The organism is Bartonella sp. W8151 (assembly GCF_016100385.1).
In the GTDB taxonomy this organism is placed as follows: domain Bacteria; phylum Pseudomonadota; class Alphaproteobacteria; order Rhizobiales; family Rhizobiaceae; genus Bartonella; species Bartonella apis.
In genome coordinates, this window is record NZ_JACFSO010000004.1 from 19,973 (window position 1) to 44,203 (window position 24,231).

At 46.4% G+C, this 24,231-nt stretch carries 24 protein-coding genes; 19 read left to right on the forward strand and 5 right to left on the reverse strand.

Going from position 1 to position 24,231, the window contains the following annotated elements; translation table 11 throughout:
- Nucleotides 1-36 precede the first annotated feature (36 nt).
- The 3 genes from H3V14_RS08045 (at nt 37) to H3V14_RS08055 (ending at nt 2,894) form a co-directional block, all read left to right on the forward strand.
- Nucleotides 37-714: a nitroreductase gene (locus H3V14_RS08045; RefSeq protein ID WP_198227897.1), complete on the forward strand. Its 678-nt coding sequence runs from the start codon at nt 37-39 to the stop codon at nt 712-714.
- Nucleotides 715-1,054: 340 nt separating this feature from the next.
- Complete coding sequence (locus H3V14_RS08050; RefSeq protein WP_198227899.1) at nt 1,055-2,452, forward strand: L-serine ammonia-lyase; 1,398 nt, start codon at nt 1,055-1,057, stop codon at nt 2,450-2,452.
- A gap of 10 nt (nt 2,453-2,462) precedes the next feature.
- On the forward strand, nt 2,463-2,894 hold the full coding sequence (locus H3V14_RS08055) for a DUF1489 family protein (protein ID WP_198227901.1): 432 nt from the start codon (nt 2,463-2,465) through the stop codon (nt 2,892-2,894).
- Between the two features lie 90 nt (nt 2,895-2,984).
- On the opposite strand, the gene H3V14_RS08060 is transcribed toward H3V14_RS08055, so the two are convergent.
- Both H3V14_RS08060 and H3V14_RS08065 read right to left on the reverse strand, forming a co-directional pair.
- Nucleotides 2,985-3,260 (reverse strand): hypothetical protein, encoded by a 276-nt coding sequence (locus H3V14_RS08060; RefSeq protein ID WP_075916912.1) that lies wholly within the window; start codon nt 3,258-3,260, stop codon nt 2,985-2,987.
- Nucleotides 3,261-3,295: 35 nt separating this feature from the next.
- Nucleotides 3,296-4,762, reverse strand: coding sequence for a D-alanyl-D-alanine carboxypeptidase (locus H3V14_RS08065; protein WP_198227903.1), 1,467 nt, complete (start codon nt 4,760-4,762; stop codon nt 3,296-3,298).
- A gap of 236 nt (nt 4,763-4,998) precedes the next feature.
- Between H3V14_RS08065 and clpS the strand changes: the two genes are divergently transcribed.
- Together clpS and clpA are read left to right on the forward strand one after the other, a co-directional pair.
- Nucleotides 4,999-5,379 (forward strand): ATP-dependent Clp protease adapter ClpS, encoded by a 381-nt coding sequence (gene clpS, locus H3V14_RS08070; RefSeq protein WP_083639867.1) that lies wholly within the window; start codon nt 4,999-5,001, stop codon nt 5,377-5,379.
- Nucleotides 5,380-5,385: 6 nt separating this feature from the next.
- The gene (clpA, locus tag H3V14_RS08075) at nt 5,386-7,728 is read left to right on the forward strand and encodes an ATP-dependent Clp protease ATP-binding subunit ClpA (protein WP_198227905.1); all 2,343 of its coding nucleotides are present in this window, start codon (nt 5,386-5,388) and stop codon (nt 7,726-7,728) included.
- Nucleotides 7,729-7,891: 163 nt separating this feature from the next.
- On the opposite strand, the gene H3V14_RS08080 is transcribed toward clpA, so the two are convergent.
- From H3V14_RS08080 to H3V14_RS08090, 3 genes are all read right to left on the reverse strand, one after another.
- A complete protein-coding gene (locus H3V14_RS08080; RefSeq protein WP_075870837.1) occupies nt 7,892-8,314 on the reverse strand; it encodes an HIT family protein in 423 nt (140 codons plus the stop codon).
- A gap of 67 nt (nt 8,315-8,381) precedes the next feature.
- Entirely contained in the window at nt 8,382-9,089 is a 708-nt protein-coding gene (locus H3V14_RS08085) for a glycerophosphodiester phosphodiesterase family protein (protein ID WP_198227907.1), read from the reverse strand.
- 3 nt (nt 9,090-9,092) lie between these two features.
- Nucleotides 9,093-9,554, reverse strand: coding sequence for a RidA family protein (locus H3V14_RS08090; RefSeq protein ID WP_075914337.1), 462 nt, complete (start codon nt 9,552-9,554; stop codon nt 9,093-9,095).
- Between the two features lie 145 nt (nt 9,555-9,699).
- Here H3V14_RS08090 and H3V14_RS08095 point away from each other — a divergent pair, with 145 nt between their 5' ends.
- From H3V14_RS08095 to lpxB, 14 genes are all read left to right on the forward strand, one after another.
- Nucleotides 9,700-10,524 (forward strand): cell envelope integrity EipB family protein, encoded by an 825-nt coding sequence (locus H3V14_RS08095; protein ID WP_198227909.1) that lies wholly within the window; start codon nt 9,700-9,702, stop codon nt 10,522-10,524.
- A gap of 242 nt (nt 10,525-10,766) precedes the next feature.
- Nucleotides 10,767-11,552 carry a 30S ribosomal protein S2 gene (gene rpsB, locus H3V14_RS08100; RefSeq protein ID WP_075870897.1) on the forward strand — a complete coding sequence of 262 codons (786 nt, stop codon included), beginning with the start codon at nt 10,767-10,769 and terminating at the stop codon, nt 11,550-11,552.
- A 117-nt stretch (nt 11,553-11,669) separates the two neighbouring features.
- Nucleotides 11,670-12,593, forward strand: coding sequence for a translation elongation factor Ts (tsf, locus tag H3V14_RS08105; RefSeq protein ID WP_198227911.1), 924 nt, complete (start codon nt 11,670-11,672; stop codon nt 12,591-12,593).
- A gap of 148 nt (nt 12,594-12,741) precedes the next feature.
- The gene (pyrH, locus tag H3V14_RS08110; protein WP_198227913.1) at nt 12,742-13,461 is read left to right on the forward strand and encodes a UMP kinase; all 720 of its coding nucleotides are present in this window, start codon (nt 12,742-12,744) and stop codon (nt 13,459-13,461) included.
- Between the two features lie 27 nt (nt 13,462-13,488).
- Entirely contained in the window at nt 13,489-14,049 is a 561-nt protein-coding gene (gene frr, locus H3V14_RS08115) for a ribosome recycling factor (protein WP_198227915.1), read from the forward strand.
- A 28-nt stretch (nt 14,050-14,077) separates the two neighbouring features.
- A complete protein-coding gene (locus H3V14_RS08120; RefSeq protein WP_198222839.1) occupies nt 14,078-14,809 on the forward strand; it encodes an isoprenyl transferase in 732 nt (243 codons plus the stop codon).
- Between the two features lie 75 nt (nt 14,810-14,884).
- The gene (locus H3V14_RS08125) at nt 14,885-15,700 is read left to right on the forward strand and encodes a phosphatidate cytidylyltransferase (RefSeq protein WP_198222840.1); all 816 of its coding nucleotides are present in this window, start codon (nt 14,885-14,887) and stop codon (nt 15,698-15,700) included.
- Nucleotides 15,701-15,715: 15 nt separating this feature from the next.
- Nucleotides 15,716-16,864: an RIP metalloprotease RseP gene (gene rseP / locus H3V14_RS08130; RefSeq protein WP_246785117.1), complete on the forward strand. Its 1,149-nt coding sequence runs from the start codon at nt 15,716-15,718 to the stop codon at nt 16,862-16,864.
- A 228-nt stretch (nt 16,865-17,092) separates the two neighbouring features.
- On the forward strand, nt 17,093-19,507 hold the full coding sequence (gene bamA, locus H3V14_RS08135) for an outer membrane protein assembly factor BamA (protein WP_198227919.1): 2,415 nt from the start codon (nt 17,093-17,095) through the stop codon (nt 19,505-19,507).
- Nucleotides 19,508-19,554: 47 nt separating this feature from the next.
- The gene (gene lpxD, locus H3V14_RS08140; RefSeq protein ID WP_075870827.1) at nt 19,555-20,598 is read left to right on the forward strand and encodes a UDP-3-O-(3-hydroxymyristoyl)glucosamine N-acyltransferase; all 1,044 of its coding nucleotides are present in this window, start codon (nt 19,555-19,557) and stop codon (nt 20,596-20,598) included.
- Nucleotides 20,599-20,602: 4 nt separating this feature from the next.
- Nucleotides 20,603-21,082 carry a 3-hydroxyacyl-ACP dehydratase FabZ gene (gene fabZ / locus H3V14_RS08145; RefSeq protein WP_075870826.1) on the forward strand — a complete coding sequence of 160 codons (480 nt, stop codon included), beginning with the start codon at nt 20,603-20,605 and terminating at the stop codon, nt 21,080-21,082.
- A 9-nt stretch (nt 21,083-21,091) separates the two neighbouring features.
- The gene (gene lpxA, locus H3V14_RS08150; protein ID WP_198227921.1) at nt 21,092-21,919 is read left to right on the forward strand and encodes an acyl-ACP--UDP-N-acetylglucosamine O-acyltransferase; all 828 of its coding nucleotides are present in this window, start codon (nt 21,092-21,094) and stop codon (nt 21,917-21,919) included.
- A 2-nt stretch (nt 21,920-21,921) separates the two neighbouring features.
- Nucleotides 21,922-22,794: an LpxI family protein gene (locus H3V14_RS08155; RefSeq protein WP_198212922.1), complete on the forward strand. Its 873-nt coding sequence runs from the start codon at nt 21,922-21,924 to the stop codon at nt 22,792-22,794.
- On the forward strand, nt 22,787-23,953 hold the full coding sequence (gene lpxB, locus H3V14_RS08160) for a lipid-A-disaccharide synthase (RefSeq protein WP_198227923.1): 1,167 nt from the start codon (nt 22,787-22,789) through the stop codon (nt 23,951-23,953). The genes H3V14_RS08155 and lpxB overlap by 8 nt, the downstream gene beginning before the upstream one ends.
- Nucleotides 23,954-24,231 lie beyond the last annotated feature (278 nt).

Consider the following 24,231-nt stretch of genomic DNA (forward strand, 5'->3'; position numbering starts at 1 on the left):
TGGTTTACGCAATTTCCTGTGGGTGAAACGTTAAAAATGGCAAAGATCGAAAACTTTTATGATGTTGTGAAAAGCCGCAAATCAATTCGCGCTTACCTTGAAAAAGATGTCGACCGGAAATTGGTAGAAGAGATACTGGAGTTGTCGTCGCGCGCACCTTCTGGAGCCAATATTCAGGCATGGCAAGTCATCGTGCTCCATAATGGAGCATTGATAAAGCTTGGTCGGAAACTTTTTGATATGTCGGTCGCAGGAATAAAAGAAGAGCCCGAATATCAATTCTATCCCAGATCATGGCGCGAGCCTTATCTGGCAAGGCGGCGCAAAGTTGGCTGGGATCTTTACCGTGCACTCGGTATAGCACGTGGCGAACGAAGCAAAATCGAACGCCAACAAGCCAGAAATTTTATGTTTTTCGGAGCACCCGTAGGTCTTATTTTTACGATGGATCGCGATATGGAGCTTGGAAGTTGGCTTGACCTTGGAGGTTTTATCCAAACAATCGCGCTTGTTGCCCGCAGTTTTGGCCTTGATAGCTGTATTCAGGCAGCGTTTTCGGAATATCACAAAACAATATCGGAAGAGCTTGATATTTCCTCGGAAAGGCAAATTATTTGCGGACTTGCTTTAGGATATAGGGATGAGAGTGCACCGGAAAACAACTTTCCTACAGAACGCGCGCCTTTGAAGGACTTCGTTCGCTTTATCGAGTGAATTATGTGGCGAGGATACCTTATTCTTAAGTCCGAAAGCTTGGTTGACCGCTAATAAAATTTTGTGGAAAAGAAAATTTTATTAATAATTTTTTATCGTTGTGTATTTCGCATTTCACAGTTATAGCATGCACCATTCACGACATATGTTGGTCATTTCACCGGCTTTGAAGGTGCTTTATGGATGAAATCATTGAAAAATCTTGTTGGAGCATCGCTATTAAAGCAACGATAGCTCTCGTTGCGATTATCCTGATTGTTTATCTGACTGTCGGTTTTTAAAGTCATCTCTTTTGTTCGAGGTCACATCACTTTGAATCTTGATGTGTTCGTTTAATCCTATGTTTCTTTCAGTCTTTGAACTTTTTAAAATCGGAATAGGCCCGTCGAGCTCGCATACAATGGGACCAATGACGGCAGCCAATATGTTCCTTGAAGAGATTCTCTCGAATAATTGGCCGAAACCGACCCATTCTTCAATTGTGCATTTGCGAGCGTCGCTCCATGGGTCACTCGCTTTTACCGGAATAGGTCATGCTACCGATCGTGCGGTTATACTCGGTTTACTCGGCGAAACGCCGTCGACTGTCAATCCCGATGCAATGGACGGCCTTGTCCGGTCGGTTCGCGAAAAAAAGGAAGTCCACCCCGAAGGCCATCCCGCTTACAGGTTCGATCCTTCTACAGACTTGGTGTTCGATCGGAAAACACCTCTGCCGGGGCATACAAATGGCCTCGTTTTCGAAGGCCTTGACGAGTTGCAAAATGTTCTTTTGCGTCGCGTTTATTATTCGATCGGTGGCGGTTTTGTTTTGACCGAAGACGAGATCAACCGCGTTGAAATTACCAATACAAGTGACAACCGAGCAGTGCCTTACCCTTTCGCGAGCGCACGCGTTATGTTGGAAATGGCTGCAAAGTCGAGTTTGACAATTGCCGAAATGAAACGCGCCAATGAAGAAACACTTGTATCTCGTGAAAAGCTTGATGAGGGATTAGACAATATATTTTTTGCGATGAAATCATGTGTTGAACGCGGGCTCAGCCAAGACGGAGAATTGCCGGGCGGCCTCCACATAAAAAGGAGGGCGAAAAAGCTTTACGAAAAGCTTGTTCATGATAGTAAAAATAACCAGTTAAGCCCTTTGGCTGCAAATGACTGGCTATCAACATATGCCATTGCGGTGAATGAAGAAAATGCCGCAGGAGGGCGTGTCGTGACAGCACCGACAAATGGCTCTGCGGGCGTCATACCTGCTGTGCTCAGCTATTATTTGCGTTTTTGTGCAGGGGCGGGAAAGAGCGGCATACGCGATTTTCTTTTAACGGCCGCGGCGATAGGCGGAATTATTAAATATAACGCCTCGATTTCTGGAGCAGAAGTTGGCTGTCAGGGGGAGGTCGGATCTGCCTCGTCGATGGCGGCAGCCGGCTTGACAGCAGCCTTGGGAGGTACACCGAAGCAGATCGAAAATGCTGCTGAAATCGCGCTCGAACATCATTTGGGAATGACGTGCGATCCTGTCGCAGGTCTCGTTCAAGTACCGTGTATCGAGAGGAACGCGATGGGAGCGGTCAAGGCGGTTACCGCTGCTTCGCTAGCTCTTCACGGTGATGGAAGCCACTTTGTTACATTGGATGCTTGTATCAAAACCATGCGGGAAACCGGTCATGATATGAGCGACAGATATAAAGAAACGAGCAAAGGCGGTCTTGCGGTGAACGTTACGGATTGTTAAATCATACAACATGACGCTTCACATGGTAAAATTATGCGTTGGTTGTTCTTCGATAGAGGAGCTTGCAGCCTGGATCGATTTTCGGTTCGGAAAGTTACGTGCTTCGGGCGAAAGAGAGGAACAATATCATATCACGCGTATGGTACCCAAAAGGATTGACGAACTTCTTGATGGCGGTTCACTCTATTGGGTTATGAAAGGCAATATTCAATGCCGACAAAAATTTCTGGATATACGGCCGTTTACTGATGATGAAGGTATTCGTCGTTGCAAACTTGTGCTTGAACCGGAAATTGTTCCGACGGAATGGCAGCCACGGAGAGCGTTTCAAGGCTGGCGTTATCTAAAAGCCGACGAAGCCCCGAAGGATGATCTCGACAATAGCAAAAATCGGTTGCCTCCCGACTTGAAACAGGAACTTGCCGATTTGGGGCTGTTATAGCCGCAACGCTATTGTCTTCATCGTATCTTTCATTCGAACAGCGCTGGCATTCAAACTGTGCTGATTTTTTTAATTATAGGCAGAGTAGGTTCAAATATTAGTAGATCCGAGGCGAAGTTTTACTCCGAACGATCCGCGAGGACTTGCCAAACGAAGGTGGATTCGAACCGGTGGTAATGCCATGCGACGGTTTCGCTGGGTCTGGCAGATCAAAAGCCCCAAAAGAGAGCGGGTGTTCAGACCGTTCGGGGCAGCTTTAAGGCCGTGCAATTTTAATGCCGCCTGTTGTAGCGACCGTAATGTGAGAAGAGGGCTTTCAAGGCCGAGAGAACGGAAGTTTGAGGCCATATCAGTTGCATTTGCCATAGCTCGATTACCTTTTACGCAAAACTCAGACATTGTTATTGTGTTATCGCATAGCAGTTAAAATTTGCTTTCTTTAAAACAGTACATGCGTCCCAAGCCGATTTTTTTGTATTAAAACCGACAAAACGGGCGCGATAGTAACGTTGCCCGTCTTTGTCGAAGATTTGGGTATAAGGTTTTGCCTTCGAAAGGGCGGTGCGTGCGGCATCTGCTGCGCTGGAAAGCATATCGGTTGCCTGTTGCTGGTTCGGTAACGAACCAATCTGGATTGCCCAGCCATTCTGCCCGGAACCTGCATTCGCAGGAGCCGATGCGGTAATGACCGGATCAATAGCGTTTGGAGCTGTTGATTTTTCTTGAGGTTTCGAAACAACCGCCTGATTGACTTGTTCGACAGCCGGAGCTGCCTTTGCAGAGGTATTTGCGAGCGCGGTCAAAACATCGGCGCTTTTTGCCGTACTTTTGATATCCGACGAATTTTTAAGCGTTGCGATTTCATCTGTCTTGACGGCAGTTGTATCGGATTTTGCAGGAGTTGCTACAGCCTTTGCACTGGCAACAATAACGGGCGCGTCGGCTTTAGCAGCAGGAATCGGAGCTTTATGTGCTTCCGGCAGATCATATTGCGTTGCAGCTATGAGAGGAGCGCGCGTTTTTCCGCGACTGGCTTCCGGTAAATAGCGGCGCAAAAGTTCGGCCATATGCACGTCGCGCAAAGCTGACGAACGTCCGCCCATGACAACTGCGACGATCGAACGCCCGTCAAGACGCATGGATGTTGCCAGATTTGATCCCGACATGCGTGTGTAACCGGTTTTAATACCATCGACGCCCTTCATGTCGCGAACAAGGCGATTGTGTCCGTTGATGGTTTGTCCGCGAAATTGAAAACTTGTCGTCTTGAACCAGTCATACTGTTTCGGAAAATGTTCGCGTAAAGCAAGTGACAAAATGGCCAGATCGCGAGCAGTCGAATAGTTGTTTTCGTCCGGCAGACCGGAGGCGTTGGCAAAATTGGTATTCATCATACCAAGTCGGCGTGCTTTTGCTGTCATAATCTGGGCAAAACGGGGCTCGGAACCGCCAAGATATTCACCAATTGCTGTTGCGACATCGTTTGCCGATTTTGTTATCAGTGCTTTCGCCGCAAGTTCGGCGGGAATTGTTTGACCGGGTCTGAAACCGATTTTTGTGGGAGGACGCGAGGCCGCGTATGCAGAAACTGGAATCGGCGTGTTTGGCGTAACGCGGCCGGATTGCATCGCTTCGAAAAGCAAATAAAGTGTCATCATTTTTGTAAGTGATGCCGGATAGCGCCGGGCGTTACCGTTCACTTCAAACAGTGTTCGTCCGGTATTGGCATCAATTACGATGGCTGCATATTTATCGGCGTAGGCACTTTGCGGAGCAGCGTGAGCTACAGTGACCGAAAAAGAGAATACGAATGTTGCAATGGCGGCTTTTTTTATAAAGTTAGCTACTTTTTGGTAGGCTCTTTGCACTTTTAATAACCCTTGAATTCGCCAAACAGAATTTGCGTCAGAGTTATCCCCTGTCGCTTCGTTTTGCCGAACACTAGTCTGACAGCGTTACCAATTTATTTATAAGGGAATATTTTTTAACGAAAATTTGTCGATCAGGGGCTGCGGTTATTGGTGGAAAATGGTGTAAAGAGTTATCGAACTCGCTGGTCGAGGACTTATAATTTATAAAAAACCTATTACATAAATTGCATCTCTTGGAAAGAAACGTAACGGTGGCAAAAGGTAATTTGGAAAAATTGAATGGCGGTCATAACGGAAAGGAAGGCGTGGATCATGAGAGCTTCGAAGCCGGAGTTGCGACCAAAACGCTTCCGAAAGTAAAAAGGCCGGACTTTTATCGTGTTCTTCTCTTGAACGATGATTACACGCCTATGGATTTTGTTGTATTTGTATTGCAAAAGTTTTTTCGCAAAAATCGCGAAGATGCAACACGGATCATGCTCAATGTCCACCACACAGGGGTCGGTGAATGCGGTGTCTATTCTTATGAGGTGGCCGAGACAAAAGTCGCGCAGGTCATGGATTGCGCCCGTGAAAACCAGCATCCTCTACAATGCGTTATGGAAAGAAAGTGAACGCCCATGCCGTCTTTTACAACCAGTCTTGAGAAGACTCTCCATAGAGCGCTTATGATAGCGAGCGACGCGCATCAGGAATATGCGACGCTCGAACATCTGTTATTGGCTTTACTCGACGACGTTGATGCAAAAGCAGTGATCGAGGCTTGCAACGTCGACATTGAACAATTGCGCTCGCGTTTAACGCAGTATGTACAGTCTGAACTCGATTCGCAAATCGGCGATGACGAGGATACGAAACCGACGAACTCGTTCCAACGCGTCATCCAGCGCGCTGTTATTCATGTTCAATCAGCAGGGCGCGATATTGTGACAGGCGCCAATGTGCTTGTAGCAATTTTTGCCGAACGGGAAAGTTTTGCTGCCTATTTCCTGCAGGAACTCGGAATGACGCGCTACGATGCCGTGAACTTCATTTCCCATGGCATCGCGTCGGAGAACGGAGCTGCCGGTTTTCCGCTTGATGATGCCGATGAAGAAGTATCCAATGCACAATCGGCATCGAAAGAAAACAGCGCGCTCTCGGCTTATTGTGTCAATCTCAACGATCGTGCGCGTCAAGGCAAAATTGATACATTGATCGGTCGCAATAAAGAAATTGCGCGGACTATCCAGATATTATGTCGCCGTTCAAAGAACAATCCGCTTCTCGTGGGAGATCCCGGTGTCGGCAAGACTGCGATTGCCGAGGGGTTGGCCAAGCGCATAGTTGATGCTGAAGTACCGGAAGTTTTAAGCAATGCAACGATTTTTTCACTCGATATGGGAATGCTTGTCGCAGGAACCCGTTATCGGGGTGATTTTGAAGAACGTTTGAAACAGGTTGTCAAAGAACTTGAAAATTATGACGGCGCCATTCTCTTTATTGACGAAATCCATACGCTCATCGGAGCAGGGGCAACGTCGGGCGGCAGTATGGATGCAGCCAATTTATTGAAGCCTGCACTCTCTTCAGGGCTAATCCGTTGCATAGGGTCTACAACCTATAAGGAATATCGCCAGATATTTGAAAAAGACCGTGCCTTGGCACGGCGTTTCCAGAAAATCGACGTGAATGAACCCTCTATTGATGATGCAATCGAAATATTGAAGGGTTTGAAGCCTTATTTCGAAAACTTCCATCAGATAAAATATACCGATGATGCGATGAAAGCGTCAGTCGAACTGTCGTCGCGTTATATGTCCGACAGGCGGCTTCCTGATAAGGCGATTGATGTCGTCGATGAGACTGGCGCAGCGCAAATGCTTTTGCCCAAAAACAAACGGAAAAAAACCATTGGCGTTAAAGAAATCGAGGAAACAGTTGCAACAATGGCACGTATTCCTCAAAAAACGATTTCAAGGGATGATCGCAAAACTCTGGCAAATCTCGAAAAAGAACTGAAAAGCGTTGTTTACGGTCAAGATAAAGCGATCGCCGCACTGACGTCATCTATCAAACTTGCTCGTGCAGGACTCAGAGAGCCGGACAAGCCAATCGGAAGCTATCTGTTTTCCGGTCCGACGGGTGTCGGTAAAACCGAGGTTGCCAAACAGCTGGCGGCTTCATTGGGAATTGAATTGTTGCGATTCGATATGTCGGAATATATGGAGCGGCATACTGTTTCGCGGTTGATCGGTGCACCGCCCGGATATGTCGGATTCGATCAGGGTGGTTTATTGACCGATGCTGTCGACCAAAATCCGCATGCAGTGCTTTTGCTTGACGAGATCGAAAAAGCGCATCCGGATCTTTATAATATCCTGTTGCAGGTGATGGATCACGGTAAACTCACTGACCACAACGGAAAACAGATCGATTTTCGCAACATCATTCTTATCATGACAACGAATGCTGGCGCAGTGGATATGGCAAAATCGGCAATCGGTTTTGGGAAAACCCAACGTGAAGGTGATGATGTAGAGGCGATCAATCAGCTGTTTCCTCCAGAATTCCGCAATCGTCTTGACGCTATCATTCCGTTTGCACCTTTGTCCGAACCGATTATCCATCAAGTTGTACAAAAGTTCATTTTGCAGCTTGAAGCGCAACTTGCCGATCGCGAAATAACTTTCGAGTTGAGTGAAGGTGCAACCAAATGGCTTGCTAACAAAGGCTATGATTCACGTATGGGAGCACGTCCTTTATCGCGGGTTATTCAGGAATATATCAAGAAACCGCTGGCTGAAGAAATATTGTTCGGAAAGCTCCGCCATGGTGGAACGGTAAAAGTCATGACTGATAAATCCGATAAGAACAAGCTTGCTCTGGAAATTATCAGTAACGAACCGGATGCAAATAGAAAACCGGTAAGAGCTGCCAAAACAGCCAAGGCACGTGTGAAAAAACCGACACCGGCAGATTGAGCTGTTGATTATAACTCGTTATTCATATCGGGATTAAAGTTCTCCGGTTCAAAATTGTCTATTAAAAAGCCTGTCTTAAAGTCCTTAAGACAGGCTTTTCCTGTTTTTATTGACGAGTGGATCTGTTTGTCAGATAGAAAACTCCGCGCTCTTTGAAATGTATTTAAAGAGCGGCACGAATTTTCGCTGCTGATTCTTCCAGTGTTTTTGTGTCAACCGGTTCGCCGCTATGCGGTTTTAGCGGTACATCGTTAAAGCGCGGAATAACGTGAAAATGAAGATGAAAAACCGTCTGGCCGCTTGCCGGTTCATTGAACTGCATAACTGTCACGCCATCTGCGTTGAAAGCTTTTTTCACAGCTTTGGCAATTTTCTGAACCACTTTGATAATTTTCGTAAGTGTTTCAGGATCTGCATCCAACAGATTTCTCGAGCCTTTACGCGGAACAATCAAAGTATGTCCTTTTCCCTGAGGCATAACATCCATAAAAGCAATGACATCATCATCTTCATAAACGCGAATGGACGGAATCTCTCCTCGGATCAATTTCGCAAAAATATTATTTTCATCGTAAACTTGCTGCATTTTTCTCCTCACTTGATAAGTTAATAAAAATTTACAACTATTTCATTTTTAACACGAATTTATTTTTTCAAGGTTTGAAACTTTCAAATATCATCTGGTCGGCGTTGACTTTAGCCCGCTCCCATTCTGCCGGATTATGAATAGTCCATGCAAGCACAGGCATTGAAAGTTTTTCACGTGCAAATCTAACAAACGGATTTGCCAACTGACGAAAATTGTAGGCAACGAACTCCATATCATGAGCAAACATTGCAAAGTGTTCTTCGATTTCGGATCGCCGGTTTCCTTCGGCTTTTATTCCGTGAGGAATTGCATGATCGGCAAAACGCATGCGGCGCAAAATATGGACATCTTGAGACATCATCGCCGAATTATTCGGATATGAGGTCAAAAGCTCCGTCACCCGAGAGATAAGACCGGCATCTTCTCCGTCATTGCCTTCAAGATTTATGAGAACAGGTACTTTCCCCGATATATTTTGAAGAAGTTCTTCAAGCGTGAGAATGTGTTGCAAGTGCTTATCCGCACAAATTTTTGCAATTTCGGATGACCGCAAATCAATGATGCGCTTTTTTTGACCAAACAATTGTTCAAGCGAAGTTTCATTGAAGACCATGGGGACTCCGTCATGAGACAATTGGACATCACAACAAATGCTATAATCCTGAAGCGCTGCCAGCTCGAAAGCGGGCAGCGTATTTTCCAGAACCGACGTGTCAGTTCCATGAAGTCCACAATTTGCAAAGGGCCTTTTTGTTAACCAGTCAAGCCGCATCGCTCAGATTTCCAGAATTGCTTCGACTTCCACTGGAACGTCCATGGGAAGTGAAGCAACTCCGACTGCTGAACGGGCATGTTTTCCTTTTTCCCCCAAGACATTGACAAAAAGATCCGAGGCACCATTGGCAACTTGTGGAATGTCGGTAAAATTCGGATCGGTCGCTACAAAAGCGGTAACCTTTACGACTTGTTTGACTTTGCTCAAATCACCAAGCGCGGCTTTTGCTTGCGCGAGGATGTTGATTGCACAAGCTTCTGCAGATTTTTTTGCTTGTTCCGCACTCACAGTTCTGCCGACTTTACCAATTGCAACGGGCTTGCCATTGCTCAGCGGAAGTTGCCCGGAAATATAAAGTTGGTTACCGGATTTTCTGGCTGTCACATAGTTGGCTACAGGTTGTACAGCAGCGGGAATTGTGATGCCAAGTTTTTGTAAACGGCTTTCAATCGTATCAGACATTTTTACCTCTTTTCCCGTTATTTATATTTTGCTCAATAACGCATTTCTTCAAACATGGAAATGCGATCTTGAAAAAAGAAATTTACTCGCTTTCAAACTAGCATATATGATAACCCCGAGCTTAAGTAAAAACAGGAATATGCGGATGCCGAAATTTCTTTTAGCTATTATTTTATCTCTTATGGGGCTTGGCATTGCGCAGGCCGAAGATAAAATTTTTATGGTGCCGCATCTTGCTGTCTATGATTTACAGCTCGAAAATGCGTCGGATAAATCGGGGATTACCGGCCTTATCGGTCGTATGGCCTATGAATTCAATGGCTCTTCTTGCGAGGGCTATACAACCCGTTTCAGGTTTGTGACGCGCATCAATATGGCCGATTCACCCGCCCGCTTGACCGACCAACAGATGACTAGTTTTGAAGCGGCAAATGGCAAAGAGTTCCGTTTTGTAAGCAAAACGATTATCGATCAGGACGTAACAAGCGAAACGGATGGTGTTGCAAAAATTGCAAACGGCAATATGACCGTCAGTTTAAAGAAGCCGAAAGAGACGGAAGTCAAATTGAAATCGGCGGCATTTCCGACAATCCAGACCGAAGAGGTAATCCGTCAGGCAAAAGCCGGGCGCCATTTCTACCGTACAGTGCTATTTGACGGTTCCGATGATGCCGACCGATTGACGGAAGCCACTGTTGTTGTGGGGGATAAAGTTGAGGGCAAGCCCGATAATGAAACGAAAATGATGGGAAAACTTGGCAAAGAACCTTATTGGCCTGTAACTATTTCTTATTTCAATGATGATGAAAACCAGGATGGACTGCCAGTCTACCGGACGAGCTTTTTTCTTTATGAAAACGGCGTGACGCGTGACCTTGTAATGGATTACGGAAATTTTTCAGTGCGAGGTAAATTACAGACATTCAAATTGTTCGACATACCGACCCAAAAAGACGGTTGTAAAGATTGAACGAATTTCAATTGCCTAACTGAAGCTGTTTAAATCAAGCGACGTTGTTTGAATTTTTGTCTCTTTTGACAGATTATTACCGGATTTTTCTGAAAAGACTTGAAACTTGTTCCGATATCACCTAACTAGCCAAGTATTCCACACACGGAAATAGGGTAATTGCGGGAGAAATCCGTAATTTTCCGCCGGTGGCAGGTTTTACTGCCTCATTCCGTGGAGGTTCAACCGGAAAGGATAAAGAAATGGCATTGCCAGATTTTACTATGCGCCAGCTTTTGGAAGCAGGTGTTCACTTCGGTCACCAGACACATCGCTGGAATCCGAAAATGGCTCCCTATATTTATGGGCAGCGCAATAACATTCACATTATCGATCTTGCACAGACGGTTCCGTTGCTTCACAACGCTTTGAAGGTGGTTTCGGATACTGTTGCTCGTGGTGGTCGCGTGCTTTTCGTAGGCACCAAGCGTCAGGCATCCGACATTATTGCCGAAGCAGCAACCCGTTCGGCTCAATACTATGTCAATGCACGCTGGCTCGGCGGCATGTTGACCAACTGGAAAACGATTTCGAATTCTATTCAGCGTTTGCGCAAGCTTGACGGAATTCTTGCCAATGAAGCACAGGGGTTCACCAAAAAAGAACGCCTCAATATTGAGCATGATCGCGATAAACTTAATCGCGCACTCGGTGGTATCAAGGATATGGGTTCGGTTCCGGATCTTCTTTTTATCATCGACACAAATAAAGAGAAAATCGCAATTGACGAAGCAAAGCGCCTCGGAATTCCGGTGGTAGCAATTATCGATACCAATTGTGATCCGGATAATATCGATTATCCGATTCCCGGTAACGACGACGCATCACGCGCTATCGCACTCTATTGCGATCTTATTTCCAAGGCTGCACTGGATGGTATTGCCCGTCAGCAAGGTGCTATGGGCGTTGATCTTGGCGCTCAGGCGGAGGCACCGGCTGAACCTGCTTTGGAAACCGAAACTAAAGAAGCAACTCCTGCCGCAGAATAATGAATAAAACGGTGCCCTTTTTTAAATAGGGCACCTAAAATCAAAAATATTAGGTCGCGGGCGTGTTGAGGAATAATCCTTGCACGCTTTCGCTGTTATTAAGATTAAGAGGCAAATATGAGCATTACCGCAGCACAGGTGAAAGAACTTCGCGAATTGTCGGGCGCCGGTATGATGGATTGCAAGACAGCTCTGGCTGAAACAAATGGCGACATGGAAGCAGCTGTTGACTGGTTGCGCAAAAAAGGCATTGCAAAGGCTGACAAAAAAGCAGGACGTACTGCCGCTGAAGGTCTTGTCGGTGTCGCCTCTGATGGCAAAAAGGCCGTTCTCGTTGAAGTCAATTCGGAAACAGATTTCGTTGCGCGCAATGATGCATTTCAGGATATCGTTCGCAATATTGCGAAAGCCGCTCTCAAAACCGATGGAACGCTGGAAAAAATTTCGGTTTCTGTTTACCCAGGCTCGGATAAAACAGTTGCAGAAACTCTTAAAGATGCAATCGGAAAAATCGGCGAGAATATGACATTTCGCCGTTCAGCTGAGCTTTCTGTCGATAATGGTGTTATTGCAACATATATCCATAACGGCATCGGTGACGGTCTGGGCAAGATCGGCGTGCTCGTAGCGATAGAGACAAATGGTGACAAAGAAGCAGCCGAACGTTTCGGACGTCAAGTTGCTATGCATGTTGCAGCTACGAATCCTATGGCCTTGACAGCAGAGGAAGTGGATCCGGCTGCAGTCGAGCGCGAAAAAGCTATCTATTCGGAACAAGCTCATCAGTCTGGTAAACCGTCTAACATCGTCGAAAAGATGGTTGAAGGACGTATGCGCAAGTTTTACGAGGAAGTCGTTTTGTTGTCGCAGGCTTTCGTTATCAATCCCGACGTAACAGTAAGTCAGGCTTTGAAAGAAGCCGAAAAAGAAATTGGCGCTCCGGCCAAAATCAAAGGCTTTGTGCGTTTTGCACTGGGGGAGGGTATTGAAAAGGCTGAAAGCGATTTCGCAGCTGAAGTTGCAGCCGCTGTTAAGGGCTAATTTTGGACAAAATTCGGTTTATTTGCTTCAAAGCAGTGCTTTTAGCGTTGTGAGAAGCGGAAAAAACGTTGTAGAGAGGGCATCGCGTGACAATGCGGTGCCCTTCGTGTATCGAAGGCACAATGAATCTATCATTCGGAGACTACTAATGACCAATAAGCCCCTCTACAAACGGATTTTGTTAAAAGCTTCTGGTGAAGCTCTTATGGGAGGGCAGAGTTTCGGTATTGACGTATCTGTTGTTGATCGTATTGCCAAAGATATAGCGGATGCCCATGATATGGGGGTTGAAGTTGGCGTTGTCATAGGCGGCGGAAATATTTTTCGCGGCGTTGCTGTTGCGTCGAGGGGCGGTGACCGTGTTACCGGCGACCATATGGGGATGTTGGCAACGGCAATCAATTCACTTGCTTTGCGCACATCGTTGACCAAATTGGGCGTCGAAGTGGTGGTCCTCTCGGCCATAGCAATGCCGCAGATTTGCGAGAGTTTCTCACAACGCAAAGCGGTCGGATATATAAGTCAGGGTAAAGTTGTTATCTTTGCTGGCGGAACCGGAAACCCATTCTTTACCACCGATTCGGCAGCGGCTTTAAGGGCCGCCGAAATTGGTGCGGACGTTTTATTGAAAGCAACTCAGGTGGATGGAATTTATTCGGCCGATCCGAAAAAAGATCCGAATGCGACGCGCTACGACCGTCTCACACATGAGGAAGTCATAAGAAAAGGTTTGGCTGTGATGGACACGACAGCCATTACTTTGGCACGCGAAAACCATATTCCGATTATTGTCTATTCCATTAATGAAAAAGGTGGACTGGCAAATGTGCTGAATGGCACTGGAAGATATACAGTTGTTTCCGAATAATATCAGTTAAGTTGAAGGAGAATTAGCATGAGTGACGCTACAAATATCGACGATCTCAAGCGCCGTATGGAAGGCGCCATTTCATCATTCAAACATGAGTTGATGGGGCTGAGAACCGGTCGTGCATCGGCAAGCCTGCTTGAGCCGATTACGGTTGAGGCCTATGGTTCGACAGTTCCTCTCAATCAGGTTGCCAATATTGCGGTGCCGGAACCACGTATGTTGTCGGTTTCGGTTTGGGATAAGTCCATGGTGACTGCAGTTGATAAGGCTATCCGGGAATCCTCGCTGGGATTAAATCCTATAACTGACGGCACGACTTTGCGCATTCCTCTTCCGGAACTCAATGAAGAACGCCGCAAAGAACTCGTCAAGATTGCCCACCAATACGCCGAGCAGGCTCGCGTTGCGGTGCGTCACGTTCGTCGTGACGGTATGGAAGGTCTGAAAAAAGCAGAAAAAGACAGCGAGATCAGTCAGGACGAAAGCCGGATCGCTTCGGATAAAATCCAGAAATTGACTGACGGAACGATTGGCGAAATCGATAAAATTCTTGCAGCCAAACAAGCAGAAATCATGCAAGTCTAAAGTTTATTGCGTTATACAGGTCGAGAATATGTTATATCCACGTCATATCGCCATTATAATGGACGGAAACGGCCGTTGGGCACGTGTTCGTGGATTGCCTCGTATTGCAGGCCATAAAATTGGCATGGAAGCCCTTCATCGGATTGTTCGCCATGCCAGTAGCAATGGTCTTGAATGGTTGACGGTATTTGCTTTTTCATCTGAAAACTGGTCACGGCCTGATGAAGAGGTCAATCACCTCATGGGGTTGTTGAAGCTGTTTATCAAACGTGACCTCGCAGAACTTCGGGAAAGAAATGTGCGTATTCGGGTGATTGGCGAGCGCGCTGGTGTACCGTCCGAGATCGCTAAACTGCTTGACGAAGCCGAGAATACGACGAAACAGAATAATGGTCTCAATCTTGTTGTAGCTTTCAACTATGGTGGACGCGCCGAAATTGTCCGGTCGGCAAAAAAGTTGATAGAAGCGGTGCGTAGAGGCGATATCAAACCCGATGAAATCGACGAGACAAAATTTTCAAAATGTCTTGATACATATGATATGCCGGATCCTGATTTGATTATTCGCACCAGTGGCGAACAAAGGCTGTCAAATTTTTTGCTTTGGCAATCAGCGTATAGCGAACTTTATTTTGCCGCTTGTTATTGGCCTGACTTCAATGAAGAACAGCTGGATATCGCGGTCTCCGATTACTGGTTACGTGAACGTCGTTTCGGGCGTGTTCATGAAACTGGCAAACAAAACGGAGGTCGGTCTTGACCTTGCTTGATGCCTTCAATCCTGAAAGGTTAGGAAACTTTCGCCTGACAACGTCACTTTGGGAGTGGAAAATTGATGTCTAATCTTCTCATGAGAGTTCTGACTGCTGTCATTTTTGCGGCCGTGGCACTTTTTTTAACATGGGAAGGCGGTTTTCTATTTGCTTTCTTTGCATGGTGCGTTGGCGGCTTCGTGCTTTTTGAGTGGAGGGGGATTACCAAGAGCTGTTGGCGTCTTGTCGATGAAATTGTCGCAAGTCTGGCATATGTCATCTTTGGTGTACTCCTCGTTTTTGATTTTTCGGCGCCACTTGTTTTTAGTGTAATTTTTTTGTGTGCGATCATCCTCTCAATCATGTCGCTTAAAAATGCAGGATGGGTCGCAGGTGGCTTTATCTACGCAACGTTACCAGTTGCCTCGCTTACCTTTATACGAGGTGAAGAGCCATTCGGTTTTGGAGCGATCATATTTCTCTTTGCTATTGTGTGGGGCACGGACATTGCAGCCTATTTCAATGGTCGTTCGCTCGGTGGCCCGAAACTGGCGCCGAAATTTTCCCCCAACAAGACTTGGAGTGGCGCAATAGGTGGCGCTCTTGCCGGAACTGCGGGAGGGTGTCTTGTTGCATTTTTCGCGCTTGATACCTCGCCGGCCAATTTTTTTATTCCCGTCCTCTCGCTTGCATTGTCCATAATATCGCAAATTGGTGATATTTCTGAATCATGGGTAAAACGTAAGTTCGGGGTGAAAGATTCAGGCCATTTTTTACCTGGACATGGCGGTTTTATGGATCGTGTCGACGGTTTGGTATTTGCTGCCATTTTACTCTATCTTGTCGGTGCAATTGCCGCGGATATGGCTGTCCCTTCCAATATGTTTAATCTGATCTGAATGACGGAGCCTTTCTTGGAAACAACGAGTCTGATAACTGACATTGGTACACCGATATTGCGCATATTCGGTGTGATATGCGTCATTATGGTCATTATTTTTGTTCATGAGATGGGTCATTATCTTGTGGGGCGCTGGTGCGGCATCGGAGCAAGCACTTTTTCATTGGGGTTTGGTCCGGAAATTTGTGCCGTAACGGATAAACGCGGCACACGTTGGCGCATTGCACTGATACCTCTTGGCGGTTATGTAAAATTCATCGGGGATGAAGATGCTGCCGGTATGACGTCGAAATCGGATGCGGCAGCCCTTCCGGGCTCATTTGCTGCGGCCAATGCATGGGCACGTGCGGCCACTGTGTTTGCAGGGCCGTTTACCAACGCGATTTTTACAGTTGTCGTTTTGTCATTCTTCTTCTTTTCTTATGGAAGAATAACAATTGAGCCGGTTATCGGTTCTTTGGTTGATGGCGCACCGGCAATGACTGCCGGATTGAAGCCGGGTGACCGCTTTATAGAGATGGACGGGCAGAAGGTCGAGAGTTTCGATGATCTTATCTCCTATGTTTCTCTTCATGGTGACGATCCGATCAATTTTTCCATGGAGAGAGCCGGTGCACCGTTTATGGTTACAATAACACCGAGACCGACTGAAAGAGACGACGGTTTTGGCAATAAGGTGCGCGTCGGTATGATCGGTGCAGGAGCCCCAGTTGATCCAAATAATCCGGGAAGACTTGATCCGGCTTATGAAGGACATATCAGTTATGGATTATTTCCGGCAATTGGTGAAGCAATAGACAAGTCTGCTTTCATCGTCGTTCAAACTGTCCGCTATTTAGGACGATTGATTGAAGGAAGAGAAGATCGCTGCCAATTGAGCGGGCCATCAAAAACCGCAACGATTGCATGGCAGGTAAGCGAAACCGGTTTTATGTCACTCCTTAACTTTACAGCACTGTTGTCGATCGGAATCGGTTTGATCAACCTTTTTCCATTGCCTCCTCTTGATGGCGGGCATCTGGTGTTCTACGTCATTGAAGGAATTATCGGCCGGCCGGTTCCAAAAAGAATTCAAGAATCAATATTTACAATCGGCTTCATCGTGGTGATGGCTTTTATGTTATTTGCAATATCCAACGATTATTTATGCTGGTTTGGTTGATTTAGGTGTGTTAACAGTTTATCAAGTTGAGCGATGTTTCTTATTAAAAATGGTGTAAACTGTTTACCATATTTATGAAATGCCGTGGCATACATGCCACGGTGGGTGAAGAAGTAGGCAGAATTTAACGGAAGGCCTTGCTTGTATCAAAAAACCCGCTATTAGGGGTATATAAGCATTTTTGGATACAATGTGTCCGGAAACAAATAAACAAGGGTAAAGAAGCCAATGACGGCGAATTCGAAATTTCTTAGCGCAGCATCTGCACTGGCACTTACAGTAGCAATGGCCGTTCCGGCGACTGTAACTGTCTCGGTTCTGGGGATGGGAGTTGCACAGGCGGCTGTCGTTCACTCCATCGAGGTTCATGGTAACCAGCGCGTTGACGCACAGACGATTCGTGATAATACGGGCATCAAAGTTGGTAAAAACTTTTCCAATACCGATATTGACGAAGGGTTGAAGCGGCTTTTTGCAATGGGTCTGTTTTCCGACGTCAAGATGAAACAAGTCGGAAGTACACTTGTTGTTACCGTCAAGGAATACGAAGTCGTCAATCAAGTGCTCTTCCAAGGCAATAAAAAGGTCAAAGATCCGGATTTGCAGCGCGTCATCTCGCTCAAGCCCCGTGAAGCTTTCGATCCTGCCAAGCTCGCATCGGATGAGCAGGCTATTCGTGATGCCTACCGTTATGTAGGTCGCAATGATGCTGCCGTTTCTGCGCAGACGGTCGACCTCGGACAGGGACGCGTCAATGTTATCTTCAAAATCACAGAAGGTAAAAAGACCAAAATTGATGACATTACCTTCGAAGGAAATAAAGCCTTTGGTAATCGTCGTCTGCGTGATGTGATTGCTACAAAACGGTCGAACTTCCTTTCATGGTTGACACGCGGTGATGTTTACAGTGACGATCGTCTTCAGGCAGATCAGGAAGCACTCCGTCGTTTTTATTTCAATCACGGCTATGCCGATTTCCAGATTGTTTCGGCCGACGCAACCTTTGACGAAGCAAGCAATTCGTACAAAATCAAGTTCGTTGTTGATGAAGGCGCCCGCTACAAGTTAGGCGACGTTCAGGTTGATAGCACGATCGAAGGTGTTGATACCCAATCAATGCAGAAAGTGCTGAAAACCCATGAGGGTGATGTCTATTCGGCAAAACGTATTGAAGACTCGGTATTGGCAATTAATGATAAAGTTGCTGATTCAGGTTATGCTTTTGCCAAGGTCGAGCCGCGTGGTGATCGTGATTTCAACAATCACACGATTTCCATCGTCTACAATATCGATCAGGGGCCTCGCGCTTATGTCGAGCGTATCGAGATTCGCGGTAACGATAAGACACGTGATTATGTCATTCGTCGTGAACTTGATTTGAACGAAGGCGATGCTTACAACCAGACAATGGTTCAGCGCGCCAAGCGCCGTCTTGAAGGACTTGGTTTCTTCCAGACAGTCAATGTATCGACGGCTCCGGGTTCACAACCTGATCAGGTTATCCTTGTTGTCGATGTAACCGAAAAATCGACCGGTGAGTTCTCTATCGGTGGTGGTTATACAACCGGTGGCGATTCGCCGGGTGCTTCTGTTGAAGCGTCCATTACAGAGCGTAACTTCCTGGGGCGTGGCCAATATGTTCGTATTGGTGCCGGTGCCGGCGAAGATGACGCACGTAATTATAACTTGTCGTTTACCGAGCCTTATTTCCTCGGCTATCGTTTGTCGGCCGGTTTTGATATCTTTCGTCGCACATATCGTATGAATGACGATTATGATGTCAAACAGACGGGTGGTACAGTTCGTTTCGGTGTTCCGATTACTGAACAGTTGACCGGTAGTATCGCCTATAACTATGTTCAGGAAGAATATGATCTTGACCATAAGCATCGCTATAAAGATCGTGCAAAAGAGAACGGTACGACTAAAGAAGAAGAGGAAATGAAGGATTATTCGGGTGCCATTATTCAGGCTTCCGAAAATAGTCCTTGGATCCGGTCTTCGGTCAGTTACGGTTTGACCTATAACACGATCGACGACATGAAAAATCCGCATGATGGTCTCTTTGTTCGTGGTATTCAGGAATATGCCGGTGTCGGTGGTGATGCCAATTTCTTGAAGACGACTGGCAAGGCCATGATGTACAAGACGATTTCCGAGACATACGATCTTGTCGGATTGTTGTCGGTTGGTGGTGGCTATATCCACGAGATCGGTGATGACGGTGTCCGTATCTTCGATATGTTCAAGAGCAATTCGGATATCATTCGCGGTTTCAAATATAACGGCATTGGCCCGCGTCAACGTTCTTCAGATGGGGATAAGTATTTCCTTGGTGGCACAACCTACATGAATGCCACGGCGGAAATCCAGTTTCCGATGCCGGTTGTTCCGGATAGTTTGGGTATGCGTGGAGCATTCTTTGCTGATACTGCAACGCTTTACGGCAACAAGTATGATCCTAGTTATCCCAATGAAAATCCGGTTACGGGTGATGACAGTGCATGGCGTGCATCCGCTGGTGTCAGCTTGATGTGGGCATCTCCGTTCGGTCCGTTGCGTTTTGACTATGCATGGCCTGTCGTAAAAGAGAGTGGTGATCGGACACAGAACTTCAACTTTGGTGTCTCAACCAAGTTCTAATTTTTCCTTTCTCCCGATCTTGAAGGGTCGGGAGAGAAAGTGTTCTGATGGCGGATTCATTATTTTTTACGCCGTCCCGACAGTTGACTGTTGGCGAGGCGGCAGCTTTAACAGGTGCCGCTTTACGCAATCCTGAATTGAGTGGCTCGGTTATAGAGCATCTTTCCTCGCTTGATAATGCAGAGCCGGGTTCTCTGGTTTTTGTCGAAAGTAGAAAATTTGCAAAAGCACTTCGGGAGAGCCGTGCTCTTGCAGTTTTCTGTTCGGAAGACGTCGCTTCCAAGGTTCCTGATAATATTGCTACGTTGGTTACGCCGTCGCCCCATCGCGATTTTGCGATGATTGGTCGGATTTTGTTTCCAACAGCTGCAAAACCGGCTCCATGGTTTGGCGAATATGGTATATCTCCTCAAGCCTTTGTTCATCCGGAAGCAAAACTGGAAGAGGGGGTTACCGTTGAAGCCGGTGCGGTTATCGGGCGTGGTGCGGAAGTGGGGAGCGGTACACTTGTTTCTTCGACAGCCGTGATTGGTGAAAATTGCCGCGTCGGGCGGGAATGTTACATTGCACCGTCGGTTTCAATCCAATACAGCTTCATTGGTAACCGTGTTCATCTTTATCCCGGTGTCAGAGTCGGCCAAGACGGATTTGGATATGTTGGTGGCCCGAGCGGAATTGAAAAAATTCCGCAACTTGGTCGTGTTATTATTCAGGATGATGTGGAAATTGGCGCCAACACCACTATTGACCGCGGCGCGCTGAAGGATACTGTGATCGGTGAGGGGACCAAGATCGATAATCTTGTCCAGATTGCTCATAACGTTCAAATCGGGCGCTATTGCCTTATCGCTGCACATTGCGGAATTGCCGGTAGTTCAACGATTGGTGATATGACCCAATTGGGTGGTAGCGTCGGTTTGGCAGATCACGTCAAAGTCGGAGCACATGTTCAAATTGCTGCGGCTAGCGGCGTGATGAATGATATTCCGGACGGAGAAAAATGGGGCGGTAGCCCTGCAAGACCGATAAAGCAGTGGTTCCGTGAAGTTGCTGCACTCAGAAATATGACAAAGTTCAATAAGGAGAAATGACGAGATGAATGCTGCTGTTGAGAAAAACAGTCTGGAAGCAGTTGATATACGCAAGCTCTTGTCAATATTGCCTCACCGTTATCCATTCCTTCTTATTGATCGCATTGTTGATATTGATGGCGATCAATCGGCTACCGGTATTAAAAATGTGACAGTGAATGAGCCACATTTTACTGGTCACTTTCCGGAAAATCCGATTATGCCGGGGGTGCTTATCATTGAAGCTATGGCTCAGACCGCAGGAGCTATTTCTTTGCTTGTACAAGGCGATGAAAAACCGGGTGTTGTTTATCTCATGACCGTTGACAAGGCAAAATTCCGTAAGCCGGTTGTACCTGGTGATCAGCTAAAGCTTCATGTCAAGAAATTGAAACAACATGGCGGAATTAGACGGTTTTCTTGCCTTGCAGAAGTTGATGGTAACCGTGTGGCAGAAGCGGAAGTTGCAGCCATGATTGCTGTTGCCGATAATAAAGAAGAATAGGGTTCCAGAATGTCCGGTGTTGAAATTCATCCAACTGCAATTGTGGAAAAAGGCGCAGAACTTGGTACTAATGTAAAAATCGGCCCCTTTTGCACAGTTAGCGCCGATGCTATCATTGACGACGATTCACGTTTGTTGAGTCATGTCGTCATAATGGGTCCAACGACATTGGGTGCAAACGCTCTCGTCTATCCGAATGCGGTTTTAGGGGGAGATCCTCAAAATAATAAACACAAAGGTGGGCGTACCACTTTGGTTATCGGGAAGAATTGCATTATCCGTGAGGGTGTCACTATGCATCGTGGATCGGATACAAGTCGTGGGACAACGACTGTTGGCGATGATTGCGAATTTTTGGCGTACGCTCATGTGGCTCACGATTGTGCTTTGGGAAATCATGTTACATTTTCCAACAATGTGATGATTGGTGGCCACGTTGTTATCGGTGATTATGTGATTATTGGCGGCGGCGGTGCAGTTCATCAATTTGTTCGTGTCGGGCATCACGCTTTTGTTGGCGGTTTGGCGGCTCTGGTTGGTGATCTTATTCCTTATGGGTCTGCAATCGGCGTACATGCATGGCTTGGTGGCTTGAATATTATCGGCATGAAAAGATCAGGATTGCCTCACAGTGAAATTCATGCTGTGCGTCATGCTGTGCCAATGCTCTTTGACAGAACCAAGCCGATTGCCGAAAGGGCTATTGATGTGCGTAATGCCTATCGTGCTTCAAAGGCGGTATGCGACATTATCGATTTTGTTGAAGCTGATCACAAACGGGCATTTTGCACGCCAAAGCTGGATAAAACAAATAGCAGCGACGATATTGGATTTTGAATATGGGGAAGGGCGACATAAAACGTAGCCTTTCCGGTCGTACCGCAATTATTGCGGGTAGTGGTATTTTACCATTAGCAGTTGCCAAAGCAATTGAAGAAACAGCGGAAAAGCCTTTTCTTGTTCCGCTGAAAGGCGAAGCCGATCCGAGGCTTTACGCCTATGATCATTGTGAAATCTCGGTAGTACAGCTAGCAAAACTGATAAAAGCTTTGAAAAAAGCGAATATCACAAATGTTATATTGGCTGGTGGTGTCAAAAGTCGGCCCAATCTCGCTGATTTGCGCCCTGATTGGACGACTTTATCGGCATTGCCTAAATTGTTCCGTGCTTTAGGGCAGGGAGACGACGCACTTTTGAAAGCCTTCATTAGCGTTGTCGAAAAATATGGTTTTCACGTTGTGGGTGCCCATGAAGTCGTTCCGCAGTTATTGGCACCCAAAGGATTCAATCTGACAAAGAAACGCGCTGATGAAAAAAATTGGCGGGATATCATGCTTGCAGCAGAAGCGGCAGCAATTTTGGGAAAACTTGATATTGGTCAAGGAGCGGTTGCTGTAAAAGGGCGCGTTGTGGCTGTTGAAGGTGCGGAAGGAACCGATAACATGTTACGCCGTATTACCGAAATGCGTAATGAAAAACGCATTCCTCTTAAAGGTGGCGTGTTGGTCAAGCGAGCCAAAGAACAGCAGGATGAAAGAGCAGACTTGCCCACCATTGGGCCTGAAACAATTATTCATGCCAAACAATGTCATTTGGATGGTGTTGCAGTCGAAGCAGAAAGAACTTTTATCGTTTCTTTAAAAGAGACGGTTGAACAAGCGGATAAATGTTCGATTTTCATCGAGACCTTCGGAAAGAACGATTATGTCTGACGGTCCTATCAAAATCGCTATCGTCGCCGGCGAGGAATCGGGAGATTTGCTTGGAGCCGATCTGATATCGGCACTGGCGCGAAAAACCGGACGCAATATCAAATTGATAGGAGTTGGTGGTGCACATCTTGAAGCGTTGGGGCTTAAAAGTGTCTTCAATGTTGATGACATCGCTCTGATGGGGCTCGGAGCAGTTTTGAAAAAACTGCCGAAACTCATCCTGCATATACATCGTCTGGCGCGTTATATTGCCGATGAAAAGCCCGATTGTCTTATCATTATCGATAGTCCGGATTTTACTCACCGTGTCGCAAAAAAAGTACGGAAATTCGCACCTCTAATTCCTATTATAAAATATATCGCTCCTTCGGTCTGGGCATGGCGCCCCGAACGAGCCAAGGCAATGTGTTCCTATATTGACCATGTTCTTGTCGTGCTACCTTTCGAAAAAAAGGTTATGCATGATTTGCAAGGGCCCCCTGCAACTTATGTCGGCCATAGATTGTTGACCTATCCGCCATTGCTGGCAATGGAAAAAATGCGTTTGCGCCATTTGGAAGAGAAAAGGTCAGACCCGACAGTGGTCGTTTTACCAGGCTCAAGACATTTTGAAATTCGTGGCTTGATGCCGATTTTCGGGGCGGCTTTGGAAATCTTGAAAAAACGGCAGCCAGCGATCAATTTTGTTTTGCCTACTCTGCCAAGACTTGCCGACAGTGTGCGTAAACTTATGAGTGAATGGCCGGTAAAAGTTGATATTGTCGTTGGTGAAGAGAAAAAATGGGCTGCTTTTGCAAAAGCCGATGCCGCACTGGCTGCTTCCGGTACGGTTTCTCTAGAACTTGCACTCGCCAATATTCCGATGGTTCTCGGTTATAAAGCTGATCTTTTTTCAAAAACTTTCATATTGCCGCGGGTAAAAGTGTGGAGCGCTGCATTGCCCAATATCATCGCCGACCGACCGGTTGTTCCGGAATATTTTAATGAGTTTTTGCGTCCCGGTATGCTCGCCCGTCAGATTGAACAATTGGTTGTTGCGGGGCCGGTTCGTCAAGCGCAACTTGATGGATTTTCATTGATTAAAACGACCATGAAAACATCCGCACCATCCGGTGAAATTGCGTCGCAAGCCTTGTTGAAATATTTGAAGCTTCATTGAATAGTTTGCAGCTTATCAAGGCACTGGAGCTTCATCGAAGCAGGGCGAAATTGAAAACAACACCTGATCGAATTCAGTTTTTTTAAATAAACGCGTCTATCGTGTATATTTCTGCCGAAAATTTGCAATTATCGACGTACTTATTCCGGAATTGCTTGAGAGGCTAAAATGCTTTTTGCTGCACGTTAAAATTTGTCGAAACAGGCGGATGAAACTGTTTCAGTCATCATAGGGCGTAATTTCGTTGAAAAACGCCATTCATGAACCGGTTCAATAAT